The organism is Cytophagales bacterium (genome assembly GCA_033344775.1).
Taxonomy (GTDB): domain Bacteria; phylum Bacteroidota; class Bacteroidia; order Cytophagales; family Cyclobacteriaceae; genus JAWPMT01.
Genome location: JAWPMT010000002.1, coordinates 774,629 through 791,343 on the forward strand (window position 1 = coordinate 774,629; position 16,715 = coordinate 791,343).

Here is a 16,715-nt window from a genome sequence, read left to right on the forward strand (position 1 = left end):
CAAGACACGCCAACTCACTTAACAATGGGGGCGAAATAATGTAAAACAATTACTATCGCTGGTTTTGAAACACACTGACAAAAATCCCAAGTTACTAAGGAAGCTACTGGTATTCGTAACCTCCTTATTCTTCGGGACACTGCTCATCTTTAGTGAGAGTGCTCTGGGAATAGAATTGACTAAAAGTGCTTTGCCCTTTGGAGGAGCCAGCCTTTCATATTTTGTTGAACAAGACTCGACTGTTGATAGTGATTCAGTGTTGTTTTTAGCGGCAACAGATTCAGGTGGAGTCTGGATTCATTATGACAGTCTGGACCGGGAAGGTCGATTGCACTATTACCTCATCGATTCGATATACACCATTCTGGATGGAATGTTGGATTCGATTGACCGCATTCCTTCATCCGATGAATACATGGAACTCGCGTTGGATAGTTCTGACCTTTCCAGTGGGAAGTTGGTGTACTATGGCGAGAGTCCACTGCAATACGTAGATACTTTTGGTATTATTTTCAATGAAAATATTCCCACTAGAGCAAGGTTGACTTTCAGAACGATCGCTGGAGATTCTGTTGCACTTGTAGATAGTGTAGAAGAGTTGACCTATCAGCCTGCGTTGCAAGTCCGGGGTAATTTCAGAGTGAACGTGGCCATTGAAGCACAAGTACCAGCGAATACTGCCGTAGATACGGCTGGTGTTTGGCTGCCTGCCTTCAGATTAGCCAGGGGTCTGACAAGTCTTCCTGACTCCCTGGTCGATTCCTTGTTTACCCGGCCACATGCTGGTTTCAACCCTAATTTCTTCTACGATACAACCTTACCTGACGAAATAGGCATAAAGGTGACCCCAATTAGTCCCACGTCAATGGAGATTTGTTGGGATCCCCCTTCAAAGAATACCGATTCTGTAGTATTGGAGTACAGGGTAGCCGATTCAGTGGATTTTGTGCCATTGAGATCCTTTTTGAATGATACGGCATTTACGTGTTTTTTGCATGAAGAACTGGATTCCAATGGAGTTTACGCTTATCGGGTAAGAGCCATCAACGGAAATGGAGAATCGCCGGATTCTCCCACGGTTTTGGAAAGTACCGCGGGCCATACCTTCACAGAAGTGGCAGGAACAACTTCGGGATATACACCAGTCAATGCTCAGGTGAATGAGTCCGGAGGAGTAAATGCCAGTATCCCTATTACAATTGCCACAGGGACTTCTGGTATGCAACCTCAATTGTCTATTTCCATAAGTCACAACAGTGGAGAGCCATTTATCGGCGGCTTATCTGTGATCAGCCGAACGGCTCCAACTTATGCCCAGGATGGTATTCAGCGGGGTATCTTATTTGATCAGAGCGATCGGTTTTCCCTTGATGGCGAGCGATTAATTGCTGTGCAGGGAAACTATGGTGAGTCAGGGGCCCGGTATAGGACCGAACAGGAAACTTTTCAGGATGTGGTTTCTGAAGGTAGCAGAGTAACAGGACCGTCAACCTTTACCATACGAACCAAGGATGGATTGACAAAATACTACGGTTATACGGAGGATTCGAAAATTGAATTGGGAGGAGATGAGGATAAAGTCATGTTTTGGCTCTTGAATCGAGTAGAGGATGTGTTCGGAAACTACTTTACCATTTCTTATGATGAAGATACGGAAAATGGCTATTTCTATCCTGTCACCATTGATTATACGGGAAATGATGATGCGAATTTGACGCCCTCCAGTCAGGTGAAATTTGAGTATGAGGATCGCCCTGATGCATTTACAAAATTTATACTTGGCGATTCCAGTAAACGGACGCAGCGACTCAAAACAATCACTGCAACTCATAAAAGTCAACAAGTCAGAAAATATGAGTTGAGTTATACTGAAATCGGATTCAATAAAATTTCCAATCTCGGATCGATAACGGAATATGGGTCTGATGGAACCAACTTTGCTTCAACAGTATTTCGTTGGCAAGAAGAAGATCGAGAAACGGAAAATGAGTTTTCTGAGCCGGAGCAATTCTTGGCGTCATTTGATAATGGACTGAAGCCTTATTCTACTAATGGTTTAAGGGAACGCTTTTTGGATATGAATAATGATGGTTTTAGTGACTATTTATTCATTCCAGAAGGTCGAGAGTCGTGGTATGTTGCAATATCCAATGGTTCAGGGCTAGAGAATCCCATAGAGTGGCTGGGCACTGGAAGTTATGGAAAGGCCTATTCCACAGATGCAGAACACGAACATTTTGCAGACTTCAACGGAGACAATTACACAGATTATGCCTGGGTTCCTGCAGGTGGGAGCAGTTTCTGGGTGGCGCTGGGAAATAAAGGTGATCAATTTAATACGCCAGAAGAATGGCTGCCAGCAGGAAGTGCAGGAAATAACAATCCCTTTTCACAAGATGGTCAACATGAATTTGTGTTGGATTACAATGGAGACGGCCGAAGTGACTACCTGTTCTATCCTAATGGAGGTACGGATTGGTATTTAGCGTTGAGCGAAGGTGATGGGTTTGAAAATGGAGATTCCGAAATTCTGATTGATAACAGTGATGCTTCAGGAAATAGCTTGATATCCAATAAGGGGCAGCACGAGACTTTCATAGATATCGACAATGACGGTTACCTTGACTTTGTCTACCGACCAAATGGCTCCAATGATATATGGTTGATTCAAGCATCTGCTGATGATCAGGATCCTTTTCGGGATGCCGTTAAATGGTTGAGTCAGGGAGATGCAGAAGGATCCGATGTGTTCTCTTCTGAAGGTCGGTACGAGAGCTACGCAGATGTCAATGGGGATGGTCTTCAGGATAGGATATGGAAGCCCTCGAATAAGGATAAACTATTTGTTGCGCTAGGGAACGGTCTTCGCTCAGAAGCGCCTACACCATGGTTAGACAAAGCCGATATCGGACTGAATGTCTTTTCTAACAATGGGACATACCAGTCATTCATTGACTTGAACAGGGATGGTCTGTCTGACCTCATGTATGTCCCAAGCGGGAATAATGAAATTTATGTGGCTTATTCCACCGGCTCATCATTTGCTCAGCCTCAGGTATTGCAGGCCAGTAATGTGAATGGGATTAATACCACATCATCCAACTTTCTTCATGACCGATTTGGCGATATCAATGGAGATGGAGTACTCGATAAGTTTTGGCTTCCATCTGGCCGAAGTGAGATGTACGTTTCATTTCTTTCAGCCCCGAATCCATTGTTAACATCAGTGGTCAACGGGCATGGTTTGGAACTGTCGTATGAATATAAGCCGTTGACAGATAGTACTGTTTACGAACGTGGAAATGAGGCCGAATATCCTAATGCTGACTTTCAGGCGCCAATTTATGTCGTTTCCTCACAAACCACAGATGATGGGATTGGAGGTAAATACCCCATAAGCTACAAGTATTTTGATGCACAGATTGAGCTTGAGGGCAGGGGATTTAGAGGGTTTGGGAAAACTGAAAATATTGACGCTGTGACAGACCGAAGAACAGTAGTGAAATTCAATCGGGATTTCAGGTTTGTAGGTACAAAAGTCGAGCGCGTAGAAGAATATGCTGCTGGAGTATTGATTTCAGAAACGGACAATGAGCTGGTGCTGGCTAGCAATAGTTTCACAGATGTTCACAGGTCCTTTGTAGAAAGGTCTACTCAAAAGGCATATGAATTGGATGGCTCATTCGTAAATAGTGTATCTACTTATTACCAGTATGATCGCTTTGGTAACCCAACCTATTTGGAGGTTAATTATGGCGAAGGTTATAAAGATGTTACTGAAAATGAATACAGCGATAATGAAGCACTTTGGCATCTCGGTAGGTTGACCGAAGCAACAATCACCAGGACCATCCCAGGAAGTACCGGTTCCCGAACATCTAAGTTTGAATATGATACGAAGACAGGAGTACTGATAAAGGAAATCCTCCTACCTGATGATGATTTGTCGATCGAAAAAGAATATACCCGTGATGATTTTGGAAATATTATACAGAGCATTTCCAGGGGATCTGAGGAGGAAAGAAAGCGAACGACTACTTACGACGAAGAAGGTCGTTTCGTCACGGAAAGCTCCAATGCACTTGGACACTCTGAAACCATCGTTAGAGAGCCGTTTTTTGGTCAGATAAGTACATTAAAAGATCCTAATGATCTGACGACTTTCTTTGAATATGATGGATTCGGAAGGAAAGTTAGGGAAATATTACCTGATGGTAACATTGTAAGGCACATTTATAGGAAAGCCGATGGAGCTGGCGTATCTAATGCCGTCCACTTGTTATGGACGGAAGTGTCCGGAAGTCCTCCTACCATTACTTATTTTGACTTGTTGGACCGAGAGATCCGCACGGAAAATACACGCTTCAATGGAGAGAAAGTATTCATGGACAAGGTATACAACCATGAAGGAGACCTGGAGATGGAGAGCGACCCTTACAGTAGAGAGCCAAAATGGACAACTTTTGAATATGATGTAATCAATCGACCGATAAAAGTGAATGCTCCCGGAGGGCGAGAGTCTTCCATTAGATATATGGGCCTGACGGTAGAAAATGTCAACCCCGAGGGCCAGTCAGTTGTAGAGGAGGAAGATGTTGTAGGAAGACTTTCCAAGGTGACCGATCATGATGGGTCGGAATTAACCTATCAATATGATGCATTTGGAAATATCATTGCAACAATTGATCCGCTTGGAAACCAGGTCAAGGCCGAATATGATTTGCGCGGTAACAGGACTAAATTAACCGACCTTGATGTTGGTGTATTTCAATATAAGTATAACGCTTTTAGCGAACTAACCGAACAGACTTATCCCGAAGGCAATACGGTTAATTTGACCTATGATCAAATGAGCCGGCTCACGAGCCGCCAGGAGCTGGAGGGTACGACAACCTGGAGTTATGATGTAGGTTTCATTGGAAGGTTATCCAAAGTGGAAGCCGATGGTTACATCAAGACGTTTGAGTTCGACAATTATGGAAGAGCTTCCCAGGAAACACTCACGCTGGATGGAGAAGATTTTGTAACCTCTAATATTTATGATGCGCAAGGTCGAGTACAGGAAGTGGGTTACCCTTCCGGTTTGAAAGTATTTAACCTGTACAATGAATTTGGATACTTACAGGAGGTCAGAAGTAATGAAGAAGTCTTTTGGCGAGCATCTACTTATAATGAACGTGGACAGAACACGGAGCAGATTTATGGTAATGGGTTGACCATTACCAGGCGGTTCAATGAAGAGACTGGTTTCATAGAGGAGATCGAAAGTTCCAATATTCAGGGAAGTCGACAACACCTGAAAATGACTTATGACCTTTTAGGTAACATCACCTCAAGGTCTGATGAAATTGTTGGTTTGACCGAGGACTTTGAGTACGATGATATCAATCGACTGATTTCGTCTGAAGTAGGTGAGAACCAGGTAACAATTGCTTATGATGCCATTGGTAATATTGTCAGCAAAAGTGATGTTGGAGATTATACCTACGGAGAAAATGGAGCTGGGCCACATGCCGTTTCTTCAGTCTCTACTCCGGATTGTCCTTCTTTTTTGGTAGAAGAAATTGATTATTATTCATTCCAAAAAGTAAGAGAATTACGAAAGGACTCAATTCAATTACTTTATGAATATGGCCCCGATCGTCTGCGTTATCGATCTACCATTACAATTAATGATACAACAAGTCAGATCAAGGTCTATATCGGTCGCCTATATGAGCGCATAGAGGAAGGCGGAGATGTCAAAGAACAAAACTATATACAGACTCCTGAGGGGGTTGTAGCCATTCAATCCCTTACAAATGGTCAGGATAAGGATATTCAATACCTGCACAAAGATCATTTGGGTTCACTACAAACAGTAACCGACCTTAATGGGAGGGTACTTGAAGTGCTTTCTTTTGATCCATGGGGAAAACCAAGAGATCCAGAAACCTGGGAACCTCTTGATACGAACCCCAAAACCATATTTGCCAGAGGATTTACCATGCACGAGTTCATGAGTTTCTTCACGCTGGTCAATATGAATGGCAGATTGTATGATCCGGTAATTGGTCGGTTTATTTCCGCTGATCCATTCATTAATGGAGCCACGGATCTACAGGGATACAATAGGTACAGTTATGTTAGAAATAATCCGCTTACATTGATTGATCCTAGTGGTTACTTCTGGAGTGGAATTAAGAGAGCATTCAAGAAAGTAGTCAGGAAGGTAAGCAACGTTGTTCGAAGCGTCGGACGTGCCGTAAAAAGTGCCGCTAAATCCGTCGGTAGTTTTATCAAGAAGCATAAGGTGACCATTGTGTCGGTAGGAATAGGGCTGGTTACTGGTGGAATAGGAGCGGTTGTAGGAAAGGCTATAGGGGGAGCTTTCGCTGGAGTCGTGGGTTCGAGCGTAGGCTTTGGTTTTGGTTCATCCACATCTGCGGCATTGCTTAGTGGAGCAAGCCTCGGTGACGCCTTAAAAGTGGGAATAAAACAAGGAGTCATATCAGGAGTCATGGCGGCGGCAACCTTTGGTGTTGGCGAGATAACGAAAGCCTTGAATATTGGTGAATTAGGTCAGAAAATCATTTCGAGCGGAGTGACTCAAGGAATTTCAGAAGTTTCCCAGGGCGGTAAGTTTGAACATGGGTTCCTATCAGGAGCCTCTGCTGTGCTTACAAAATATGCCAGTGAAAATCAGGTAAGTTTCATAGAAAGCGTCGCGATAAAGGCAATTGCCGGAGGTACTGAGGCAGTAATCGGTGGAGGTAAGTTCCTCAATGGTGCGAAAAGTGCAGCTTTCAAGGCAATCATGGCTGATGTGAAAGATTTCCTTAAGAATTCCAATACGACAAAAGGCCTGTTTCAGACCGATAAAGCATTCTCGGCAGTCGAACGAACCTGGCAACTTGTAAGTAGGTTTACCTGGGAATTACCTCAAACAGTACTGGGTTACAGTTTGTCCAGTTTAGTTGAAGCCATCGATGGTAATGCTTCTTTCTCTTTTAGGCAGGGGATCACATTCTTGACTTCTTCTTCTTTCTTTGGTGGAATATCCCTTGGGAATTTCATAGTCGTTGAGAACGAAAGTCTGAATAGCCATGAGTTTGGACACACCATACAAAGCAGGAGGTATGGCTTATTTTATTTACCAGTATTTGGGTTGCCAAGTATCACTTCAGCAGCTATCTCAACAGTTTCATCGCATAATCACAGTCATTTTTCTGTTGAACAAAATGCGACAACATTAGGTGATAAATATTACAGACAATGAGAAAGGTAGTTATTATCCAAAGTGTTTTTTTGATTGCCTTAATGGCAATGGTGGGGGAGACCAACGCGCAATCCATCGAGTTTACCTACAAGTACGGGAAACGAGTAGCGAAGACCATAGGTCTGCAGCGAGATAAATCCATACAAGGGGATACAACCATTACGGATAGGTGTGAGTATAGCTACAGCATTGATGAAATTGCAGACCTGTCCTATGAGTGGCAGGTGATTGGGGGTGAGATTATTAGTGGTCAGAACACCTCTGAGATAGAGGTTAGATGGGATTTCAGTGGAAGTGTGGTGGTAACAGAAAGTGACGGTGATAGCCTGGGATGTACCGTCAATTACAGGTTGCCGGTTTCGGTGGATGTTGAGTCATTCTCTGTTGAATTTTCGGCCGATGATGTCCTGGACTTTAGTCCGATGACCGTGACTTTTACCAATGAAACGGTAGGAGATGGATTTGAATACCTATGGTTGTTTGGAGATGGTGATTCTTCCACTATTGCCGACCCTGTACATGAGTATAGTAGTCCGGGTTTATACTCCGTTTCGCTTGAAGCTTCGAAAGGGTGCGATACGGTCTTATTGGAAAAGATTGACTACATCGAAGTTATAGAACTTACGGACTCCACTAATTCACCTACAGCTTTAGATGAGACTTTCACACTCGAAGAGTTGTCACCGGCAGGAACCCTTGTTGGTACGGTATCTGCTGAGGACCCAAACGGAGATGAATTAACATTTGCGATCATTTCTGGTAACGAATTGGAGGCATTCCAAATCGATGAGAATGCCGGAGATATTACCGTCGCTGATTCGATACCACTGGTGTTTGAAACCAATCCCATATTTGAATTGTCCGTTGAAGTGCGCGATTCATTACTTGCAGATACAGCCTCCATTTCAATCAATCTTTTCGAGATGGGAGGTAAACCCAATTTTGCACCGATGGTTTCAGATACCACCTTTACATTGACGGAACTATCACCGGTGGGCACCTCTGTAGGCGTAATAGAAGCATCTGATGAAGATAATGATGAATTGGTTTTTTCTATTTTGTCAGGAAATGACTTAGCAGCGTTTGAATTAGATGCTGCCTCAGGTGAGTTGTTGGTGGCCGATTCAGTGTCTCTGGATATTGATACCAATCCCAATTTTACATTGGAGATCGAAGTGAGTGATGGTGCACTTGCGGATACTGCTACGGTGCTTGTGGAATTGGAGGAATTTTCAGATACGGTCAATATTGCACCGATTCTTGAGGATACCGTGTTTATGCTTGTAGAACAATCACCAGTAGGTACTTCTGTTGGGCAAATTAAAGCATCAGATAAGAATGAAGATGAGTTGTTCTTTTCTATTTTGTCTGGAAACGAATTGGAAGCCTTCAAACTGGATTCCTTATCAGGTGAACTGCTGGTGGCGGATTCCATTCCGCTTGACTATGATGTAATTTCTGAATTTTCACTTTCCATTGAAGTCAGTGACGGAGAACTAACAGATTCTGGCATCGTTACCGTGGAATTAGAAAAGGTATTTGATTCACTCAATGTTGCACCATTTGTTTCTGGGGCTACTTTCACCATAGAAGAGTACTCGCCAGTGGGCACGCCCGTGGGAACAGTTGCAGCTTCAGATGAAAACGGAGATCGCCTCACATTCTCCATTTTGACGGACAGTGTGAAGACTGTCTTTGATCTTGGGGAATCCTCTGGCAAATTATCAGTGCTGGATTCAACAGCACTTCAATTTGCAGTTAACCCGAGTTTTGCTTTTGAAGTGGAGGCCTCTGACGGACAATTGGCTGATACGGCAATTATTATGGTCGATCTGGTTGAGTTGGATACGAACAGCGCGCCAGTCATCAACAGTGCCACCTTTACCATTGCCGAAGATGTCGTCAATGGTACTGTGGTTGGAATAGTTACTGCATCCGATGATGATGGAGATAGCCTCACTTTCAGCATCTCTTCTGGCAATGATCTGCTAGCTTTTGGAATTGATGAGAATACAGGACAGATTTCGGTCGTAAATAGTGAGCCGGTCAGTTTCCTTAACAATCCTTCATTTACCCTAGCCATCAAAGTATCGGATAGCAGAAAGGAAGATGTGGGGCTTATAACGATCAATTTGACAAAGGTGGAATTTCCGCCAGAGACAACCGATGTGGTTTTATCTGTAGATGAAAATGCAGCTGTGAATACTTCTGTAGGCTTTGTGGAGGCTTCGGACCAGAATGGTGATGAATTGAGCTATGAAATTGTGACAGGAAATGAACTAGGTGCATTTCAACTCAATGATTCGACTGGTGAGATCCAGGTAGCCAATTCGGAGCCTTTAGACTTTGAGATAAATAGTCAGTTTCAATTAGAAGTAAATGTCGCAGATCAATCGGCAACTGTAAGTAGCATGGTCACCATCAATATCAACGACCTGGATGATGATCCACTGTCTATCGGTGAAGGCAGCGATGGTCCAAGAATTTATCCAAATCCGGCTAGAGAGGTGATCCATATAGATTGGCAATCCTTTTCGTCCATATCCATCATGGACCTTACGGGACGTGTTTGTATTCAATCTCAGGAAACGGCTATTGATATTTATAGCCTACGTGCCGGAGCTTATATCATGATATTGACCAGTATGTCGGGAGAAACTGAAAAGGTGATGTTAGTGAAAGAATAAATTATCACTTACCGAGGGATTGCGATAAGTTGCTATTCGCTTGCTGCCAGCATTTTGGTATAGCAACAATCAACGCGATGCTTAAAACAATTAGTGCTGGAATAGAAATCAGTAAAGGGCTCAGATCAATGTGGTTGGCATATTGGCTGAGTCCAAAATAAATGGTTAGATAGATAATGGGTGCGGCTATGATCGATGCGACAATGACCAGTTGAAATAAGTCGGAGGACATAATTCCGATCAGGTTAAACTTCTGTGCCCCCAATAACTTTCGTATATCGATCTCTTTTCCACGTTTTTCCACAATGAAGCTTGATAGGTTGAACAGCCCAAAGGCCGCGATGGCCAGAGCCAAAACACTGAATAATAAGAACATCACATTAATGCCCTGTTCGATCAATTGTTCTTTTTGAAAGTCACGTTTCAGAAGGTTGATCTTGGGAAAGGCAGTGCTGAGGTGAACTTCTGCCATTTTTACAAATTCATAAACATCTGGTTGATTGCTCAATACCGGATCATAGTGCAGGGTGATGTCCAGGTAGGTTTTGTATCGAAACCCACTGACATACGCAATGGAAACTTCGGTGGGGCTGCTCGTTATCCCTATAATTTTGAATTTTCCCACATTGCTATGCAACGTATCGCCAATGGCCTCTTCTGCTGCCCCAAGAGAAAGTTCTTCCAAAGCTTTTTGGTTCAGAACGATGTGGAAAGGATCGGAGCCAAAATCCGGGTGAAAATTTTCTCCCGACAAAAAGGCCAGGGTGTCGCTCCAATAGCGATGATCAACGACCTGCAAGGAGATTGTCTTGCTTTCCTCAAGAGGAGAGAGGAGATCGATGGAGCCACGGGTTTGTACCTGATCTCGATACAAGTTGCCGTATGATAGGTCCTTGATCAATTCCCGGTTTCTGAGGTCATTGATGCTCGAAGAGGCCATCTGTTTAAACGTGTGATTGGCACCGGCCAATCCAGGAAAGATGCCCCGCACTTGTAAGTCATAAGAACGTGCATTGCGCTGATTGACTGCTCTCAACTCATCATTGGCGATCATTAGCCCTGAAAGAAAGAATACTGAAGAGGTCAATTGAAAAATAATCAGCGTTTTAACGACAGAATTGGCACCTTTCAACATACTAGAATTCAAAATTTGAAGCCTGCCTTTCAAAAGGTTTACTGGCCTGATCTGATTGAAATACAAAGCGGGATATATGCTGGAAAGTAAGGTGCTTGTAACAAAAAGAATCAGTGTGAAAAGTAAAGTCTGCTCCAGGCTGACTGAACCAATGGCGTGAAAATCCAACGGGCTACCTACTCCGATTGTTTTTTGGTCAGGCATAAAGGGTATACCGTTCACTAACATATATTGAAACATGGCCAGTGCAAACACGCCTGAAATGAGGTGAACTAGAAATGATTCGATGAGAAAGTTGATCATTAAATGGACAGGCTTCATTCCCAACACCTTTCGCACACCTACTTCTCTCATACGGTCGATGGTTCCGAAAATCGCACTAATGGTATAATTGGTGACTGATAATAGCATAATGATCAACCCCAGGACCGCCAAAAAGATCAATAGCACCTTGTTCCCGATAGGATGTGGATTATTTGATATTTCCGTAGCAAAATGAATGGAATCCACAGGACGGAGATACATCGTTTCCCCTTCCTGTAGTATTTCATGAGTCTGAGATTGTTGTTCAAACGAGAGCTTTTCAGGTGTTTTGACGTAAGTGTAAGCCAGGGTGGATGATCCGGAAAATCGGAACATCTCGGGCTGATATATCAGTATTCCCGGCAGCAAGTTGGAATTTAGAGGCAAGTCTTCATAAATACCGACGATCTTATAATCTGGGCTTGGCAAACCTGTATTTTGAATGGATTGAAGGATCAATGCTTCCGTTTGTTCATAATTTTCGCCTCCGAAGATGGTTGTTGCAGCAGTTTTTGATAAAAAGATGGATGGAGCGTCAAAAGTTATTTCGGAGAGGTTGATCCACTGAAAAGGGAACAAGTCCAATACCGAAGGTTCGATATAGTAGGCATTTTTCAGAAAATGAGTCTTGCGATCATCTTGAGGTCCGATACTTTCGAAAAAAGCATTGCACTCTTCTGAATAGGGTATAAGTCGGGCCGGTACTACCTGGAAATGTGAATTTTCTTGCAAAGTAGGAGCCCATGAAAAGGGTACCAGTGCATCTCTGGTAATTTGCCCACCTTCGGCTACAGCATGCCTTTCAAGCCGGTAAGTGGTTTGCTGATCCTGATCAAATGCCGAATCGTAGCCAGTTTCAAAGACCAGAAAGCAGTAGACAAACAAGCAAATGGCTCCACCCAGAGACAGACAAAAGATATTTAATCCTGAAATCCAACCTTTCTTGAGGATGTGTCTGATGGAAATCAATAAGAAGCTCTTTAGCATGATTGTAACGGTTCAAAGACCGTACCATGCTGAAATAAAGCACTTTGAGGTAAGAAATAATGGATTTGCTGTTCGTTTTCGGACACTTCTGGTCCGGTGTGTTCATGATCAATCCATGGGAAAAAGTAGATTTCTGTCTATTTCAAAATCAAACAACATCGTTTTTGGTGTCCGGTCCGCAGACGAATTGAAATCGAGTACGGTGCTTGAGTAATTGGAATAGAGCTTTCCTGAAAGCTGAATGAGATTTTCCTCCAGAGTCATTGTCCCTGTAAAGACGGAATACCAGAGATCTGTCCAATTCAAGGTTAATAATAGGGCAGACTCGTTTTCGGTCGTTGGTGTCAATAGACTCTCAACGGAGCAATGCATTACTCTACTTGATTCCAGAAATATAATTTCTCCTACCAAGTGATTCAAAATAGATGATTGAAGTGCAAGCGTAAAGCTTTGACACTCATCGTTTCTGAGACTTGTTACCATGATCGCTAGTTCTTAATATCAAAAAAACAAAGTCCAAGACATTTAGCTAAGTCAATATAATCATTATTAGCGGTTTACGTCTTCTGATAGACATTATTTTGTATGATTTTACGAATCTGGTAAAAAATCCCGAATCGACAAAATTTGCAATATGTGAGAATTTGAAGTGGATAAAATACGAATGATCAAAAGAAAATCCTTGGGAGGAGTAAGTTCACGGTGGCGATTTACGCGCTCAAGAGGTTATATTCCGTTCTACAAACTAATTCCGTTATGGACGTGAAGTTCACCTGATAATTTTTTAAAATTGTAATAGACTAAAATTTTTATCAACCTGAAACTTCTAGGCTTTTCTTTAAAGCTTGACCGATATTTGTGACTAGACTCATTCGCCCAAAAATATGACCAGGAAGGATATTTTGATCAGTCCTGCTCTTCGAGACTTCATTATTCCCCTGTCAGATGAAGAAAAAGTGCAGCTGGAAAGCAGTATCATGGAGGAGGGATGTCGAGATGCTTTGATTGCCTGGGAAAATCCTTCAGGTGAGCTAGTGTTGATCGATGGACATCACCGCTATGGCATTTGTTCAAAGCATGATATTCCATTTGACCTTAAGGTGATGAACTTCGAAGGCAGTGAAGAAGTAAAGCAATGGATGATCACAAATCAGCTTGGCAGAAGGAATCTCAGCAAAGAACAAACCAGTTATTATCGAGGATTAAAATATTTGAAGCTAAGGCAGAAAAAAGGAGGTTATGAAGCTGTATTGAAGAAAGGACAGGTGGAGTCAACGGCTGAGGCACTCTCCAAAGAGTTCAAAGTTAGTGAGAGTACCATTCGACGTGATGCCAAATTTGCGGAAGCATTGGAACTTGTAGGCCGAAGTAATGCCATGTTACGCAATCAGATCCTGACTGGGGATACTGACCTGAATAAATCGGATATCCTGATGTTGCTTAATGCGGATGATCAAGACAATCTGGTGATCAGAAACGAAGCTGACCTGTACAATAAGGCAAAACACATCGAACAGCAGATTCTCGATCATATTGAGGACAAAGTACACGACCTGGAATTGTCTGATCAAAACCAGGCTGAAAATAATCCTCCATTTCTAGAGCGAGAAGATCGTATTAGAAACATCAAGGGGAAGATCATTTCTTCCATGAACAAAGCAATCAATAACGAGGACGAGGAAGCCATTGAAGAACTGAAGGGGTTGGTTTCTACCTTGCAGAAAGTCATTTTTTCCAATTCGTAGATTCAATTGTTCAAAATGAACAATTGATATTTTTCTTACCCGGAAGTAGGTATGCTCGCTTTTTGACCTCTACCCAATAGCAGTGAATTTGCATGAGAAAAATTACCATTTCTTGACTTTTATTTCATATTTATCAATATTGGTGAAATAAAACGCATCCATTTCACTTAAATAGGCGTTTATATGTAAAATTAGGAATGGAATTGTAGGAACATTAATTGTGAATTATATGTTCTCTTACTGACTAGCTCACTATTTATTTTGAATTAAGAATTCTATCAGCTTGAATTATGCAGGGACAGCTTGACTGGTATGTAGTACATACCACTCCTCAACGAGAGAAAACAGTTGCAAATCAAATTAGCAACCTGGGTATGGAGTTTTTTCTTCCTACTTACAAGACTGTGCGACAATGGAGTGATCGCAAGAAGAAGGTCGAATTACCACTCTTTCCGAATTATGTATTTGTTCACACATCGGAGCGAGAACGACATTTGTTATTTTCAATTTCGAATCTGGTGCAGTTTGTGTCCTTCGAAAGCAAACCGGTGAAAGTACGTGATACGGAAATTGAGGCCGTCAAACGCATCCTGGATGCCGATGATGATCTGGAAGTAGGAATGGCTAACTATTTCGAAACAGGGAGTAAAGTCCGCATCGCCCGAGGGCAGTTGGCCGGACTCGAAGGGCGTGTGTTGAAGCAAAATGGAAAATCCAGGTTACTCATACGCATCGATGAACTCCAAAAAGCCTTTTCGATCAACGTCGCGACCAATCTTTTGGAGGCGGTTGGGTGAAGAATGGTTGCTTGTTGAAAGTAACACGGGGCAGGAATGTTATGATTGAAATTGGTTTGAAAAACTGCTCCAAATTCATTCATTTTGTGATAGATCACCAATTGATCTGATCACATAACAATCTGATGAAAAGGCCGATCTACTTATTTTCAGATAGTCAATTATTGTTCTGGAAGGAAGAAGCAGGATACTTTACTGAGCGATTTCTCCCTCAGGGGAAGCATACAACAGCGATTAAAGCAGCTTACATCGGTGCTTCCAATGGAGATAATCCTGATTATTTTGAGATCTTCCGACAAGCCATGCAACAAATAGGGGTTACGACTTGCTTGTTGATTTCCAGTAGACCTGCGATTCAGGACCTGGAATTTTTGAAGATGGCGGATATTATTTTATTGGCTGGAGGAGATGTGAAGTTAGGCTGGGACGTGATGCTTAGAAATGGAGTGGCTGAGCTTATAAGAAATCAATACGAGAGAGGAACCACTATGGTAGGGATCTCCGCAGGGACCATTCAACTGAGCCTTATGGGATTTGACTCGAATAAACAATTCGATACCTTTCAATTGGTGCCATTCATCATTGATGTACATGACGAAGCCAATGATTGGGGACGTTTAAGTCAAATTGTTACTCATAATCCGGGTATCAAAGCATATGGAATTCCTTTTGGTGCGGGATTGATCTATCATCCTGATGGTCATGTTGAAATGGTCCGACAACCATCGATGGAATTCTAAGGGATCAAGGGATTTGTTGATCAAAATCCGAAACTGTATCCGCTTTGACGGCTGCCATTGATGTATAAGTCATTTTAATTGGTGTCTGCGATAATTTCTTAAGTCATTTTTACAAAAAACGGGATATATCAGGTGCTATTTTATACAATTATAAAACATGTTGTTTTACGTTATTTGTTAAGCATATAAAATTAAACTTCATGAAAAGGAAAATTTTTATTTCCATGAGTGTGGCAGTAGCTGCTATGCTTGTGTTGATGTCCGCAACGCTGCTGCCTGAAGCCAAGGCAGAAAAAGAGATCGCCGAAATGACTTTCGTTTCTTGTCCGAATGGTCCCGTAACCCTGCAAGGTTGTGTCGAGGATAATGATGGTTGCTTCGTGCTCAATACCATCAATGGCAGAACCATTGACATAGGGATCTTTGGATATCCTGTAGGCGATGGGGATGAGATCTCGATTACTGGCAACTGGCAGACTGATGCCGATTGTGCGCCATGTGTCCTGAATGCCACAAGTATTACTGACCTGGGAGATTGTAATTGATCTTCAGGGAATAACACGTAAAAACCTTCTGTCAATTAGTGTCATCGGAAATTAGTGGGTAGAAGGTTTTACTTGATTTCATGCGAAAATTTAAGGTTGTTTATTCAAAATAGCTTTTTGAATAGTGGTGATTGGATATCCATAAATTTCATATTCCGTATTTTCTCCGGTTCTGTTCTTTGAAGACAAATTAGAACACAGAATCTCGAATTGAACATGATCCTCATAGAAAGCAATTCGGGAGGAGAGTAGATTTTCCTGCACTTCAAAGAGGGAATGCAGGACATTTTCGATGAGTTTTGACGGCAAAACAATGCCATTGTTTTCGTCCACGCTAAGATCTCCTGTTTCCAGGTCATTTATCAACAGCGTATAATTTCTAGGCTGTCCGTCGTAGATCAATCGATAATCAAACCGATCTGCAGAATCTGTTGCCAATAAATGAAATTCCATAGGTATGGTCATGGTTGGTTTACCGCTATTGTTAATTGATAGTGAGCCCTTGTATATCCCTACAA

The 16,715-nt window shown here is 42.4% G+C and carries 9 protein-coding genes; 6 read left to right on the forward strand and 3 right to left on the reverse strand.

Going from position 1 to position 16,715, the window contains the following annotated elements; genetic code table 11:
- Nucleotides 1-64 precede the first annotated feature (64 nt).
- Nucleotides 65-7,258, forward strand: a complete 7,194-nt coding sequence (locus R8G66_07615; protein MDW3192215.1) for a toxin TcdB middle/N-terminal domain-containing protein — start codon at nt 65-67, stop codon at nt 7,256-7,258.
- Nucleotides 7,255-9,945 carry a cadherin domain-containing protein gene (locus R8G66_07620; GenBank protein MDW3192216.1) on the forward strand — a complete coding sequence of 897 codons (2,691 nt, stop codon included), beginning with the start codon at nt 7,255-7,257 and terminating at the stop codon, nt 9,943-9,945. The genes R8G66_07615 and R8G66_07620 overlap by 4 nt, the downstream gene beginning before the upstream one ends.
- A 4-nt stretch (nt 9,946-9,949) precedes the next feature.
- On the opposite strand, the gene R8G66_07625 is transcribed toward R8G66_07620, so the two are convergent.
- Together R8G66_07625 and R8G66_07630 are read right to left on the reverse strand one after the other, a co-directional pair.
- Entirely contained in the window at nt 9,950-12,370 is a 2,421-nt protein-coding gene (locus R8G66_07625) for an ABC transporter permease (GenBank protein ID MDW3192217.1), read from the reverse strand.
- Nucleotides 12,371-12,478: 108 nt separating this feature from the next.
- Nucleotides 12,479-12,742 (reverse strand): hypothetical protein, encoded by a 264-nt coding sequence (locus R8G66_07630; protein ID MDW3192218.1) that lies wholly within the window; start codon nt 12,740-12,742, stop codon nt 12,479-12,481.
- A gap of 512 nt (nt 12,743-13,254) precedes the next feature.
- Here R8G66_07630 and R8G66_07635 point away from each other — a divergent pair.
- The 4 genes from R8G66_07635 (at nt 13,255) to R8G66_07650 (ending at nt 16,197) form a co-directional block, all read left to right on the forward strand.
- Entirely contained in the window at nt 13,255-14,115 is an 861-nt protein-coding gene (locus R8G66_07635) for a hypothetical protein (GenBank protein MDW3192219.1), read from the forward strand.
- A gap of 290 nt (nt 14,116-14,405) precedes the next feature.
- Nucleotides 14,406-14,912: a UpxY family transcription antiterminator gene (locus R8G66_07640; GenBank protein ID MDW3192220.1), complete on the forward strand. Its 507-nt coding sequence runs from the start codon at nt 14,406-14,408 to the stop codon at nt 14,910-14,912.
- Nucleotides 14,913-15,037: 125 nt separating this feature from the next.
- A complete protein-coding gene (locus R8G66_07645; protein MDW3192221.1) occupies nt 15,038-15,652 on the forward strand; it encodes a Type 1 glutamine amidotransferase-like domain-containing protein in 615 nt (204 codons plus the stop codon).
- Nucleotides 15,653-15,852: 200 nt separating this feature from the next.
- On the forward strand, nt 15,853-16,197 hold the full coding sequence (locus tag R8G66_07650; protein ID MDW3192222.1) for a hypothetical protein: 345 nt from the start codon (nt 15,853-15,855) through the stop codon (nt 16,195-16,197).
- 90 nt (nt 16,198-16,287) lie between these two features.
- Here R8G66_07650 and R8G66_07655 read toward each other — a convergent pair whose 3' ends face one another.
- The gene (locus R8G66_07655) at nt 16,288-16,650 is read right to left on the reverse strand and encodes a hypothetical protein (GenBank protein ID MDW3192223.1); all 363 of its coding nucleotides are present in this window, start codon (nt 16,648-16,650) and stop codon (nt 16,288-16,290) included.
- Between the last annotated feature and the right edge of the window lie 65 nt (nt 16,651-16,715).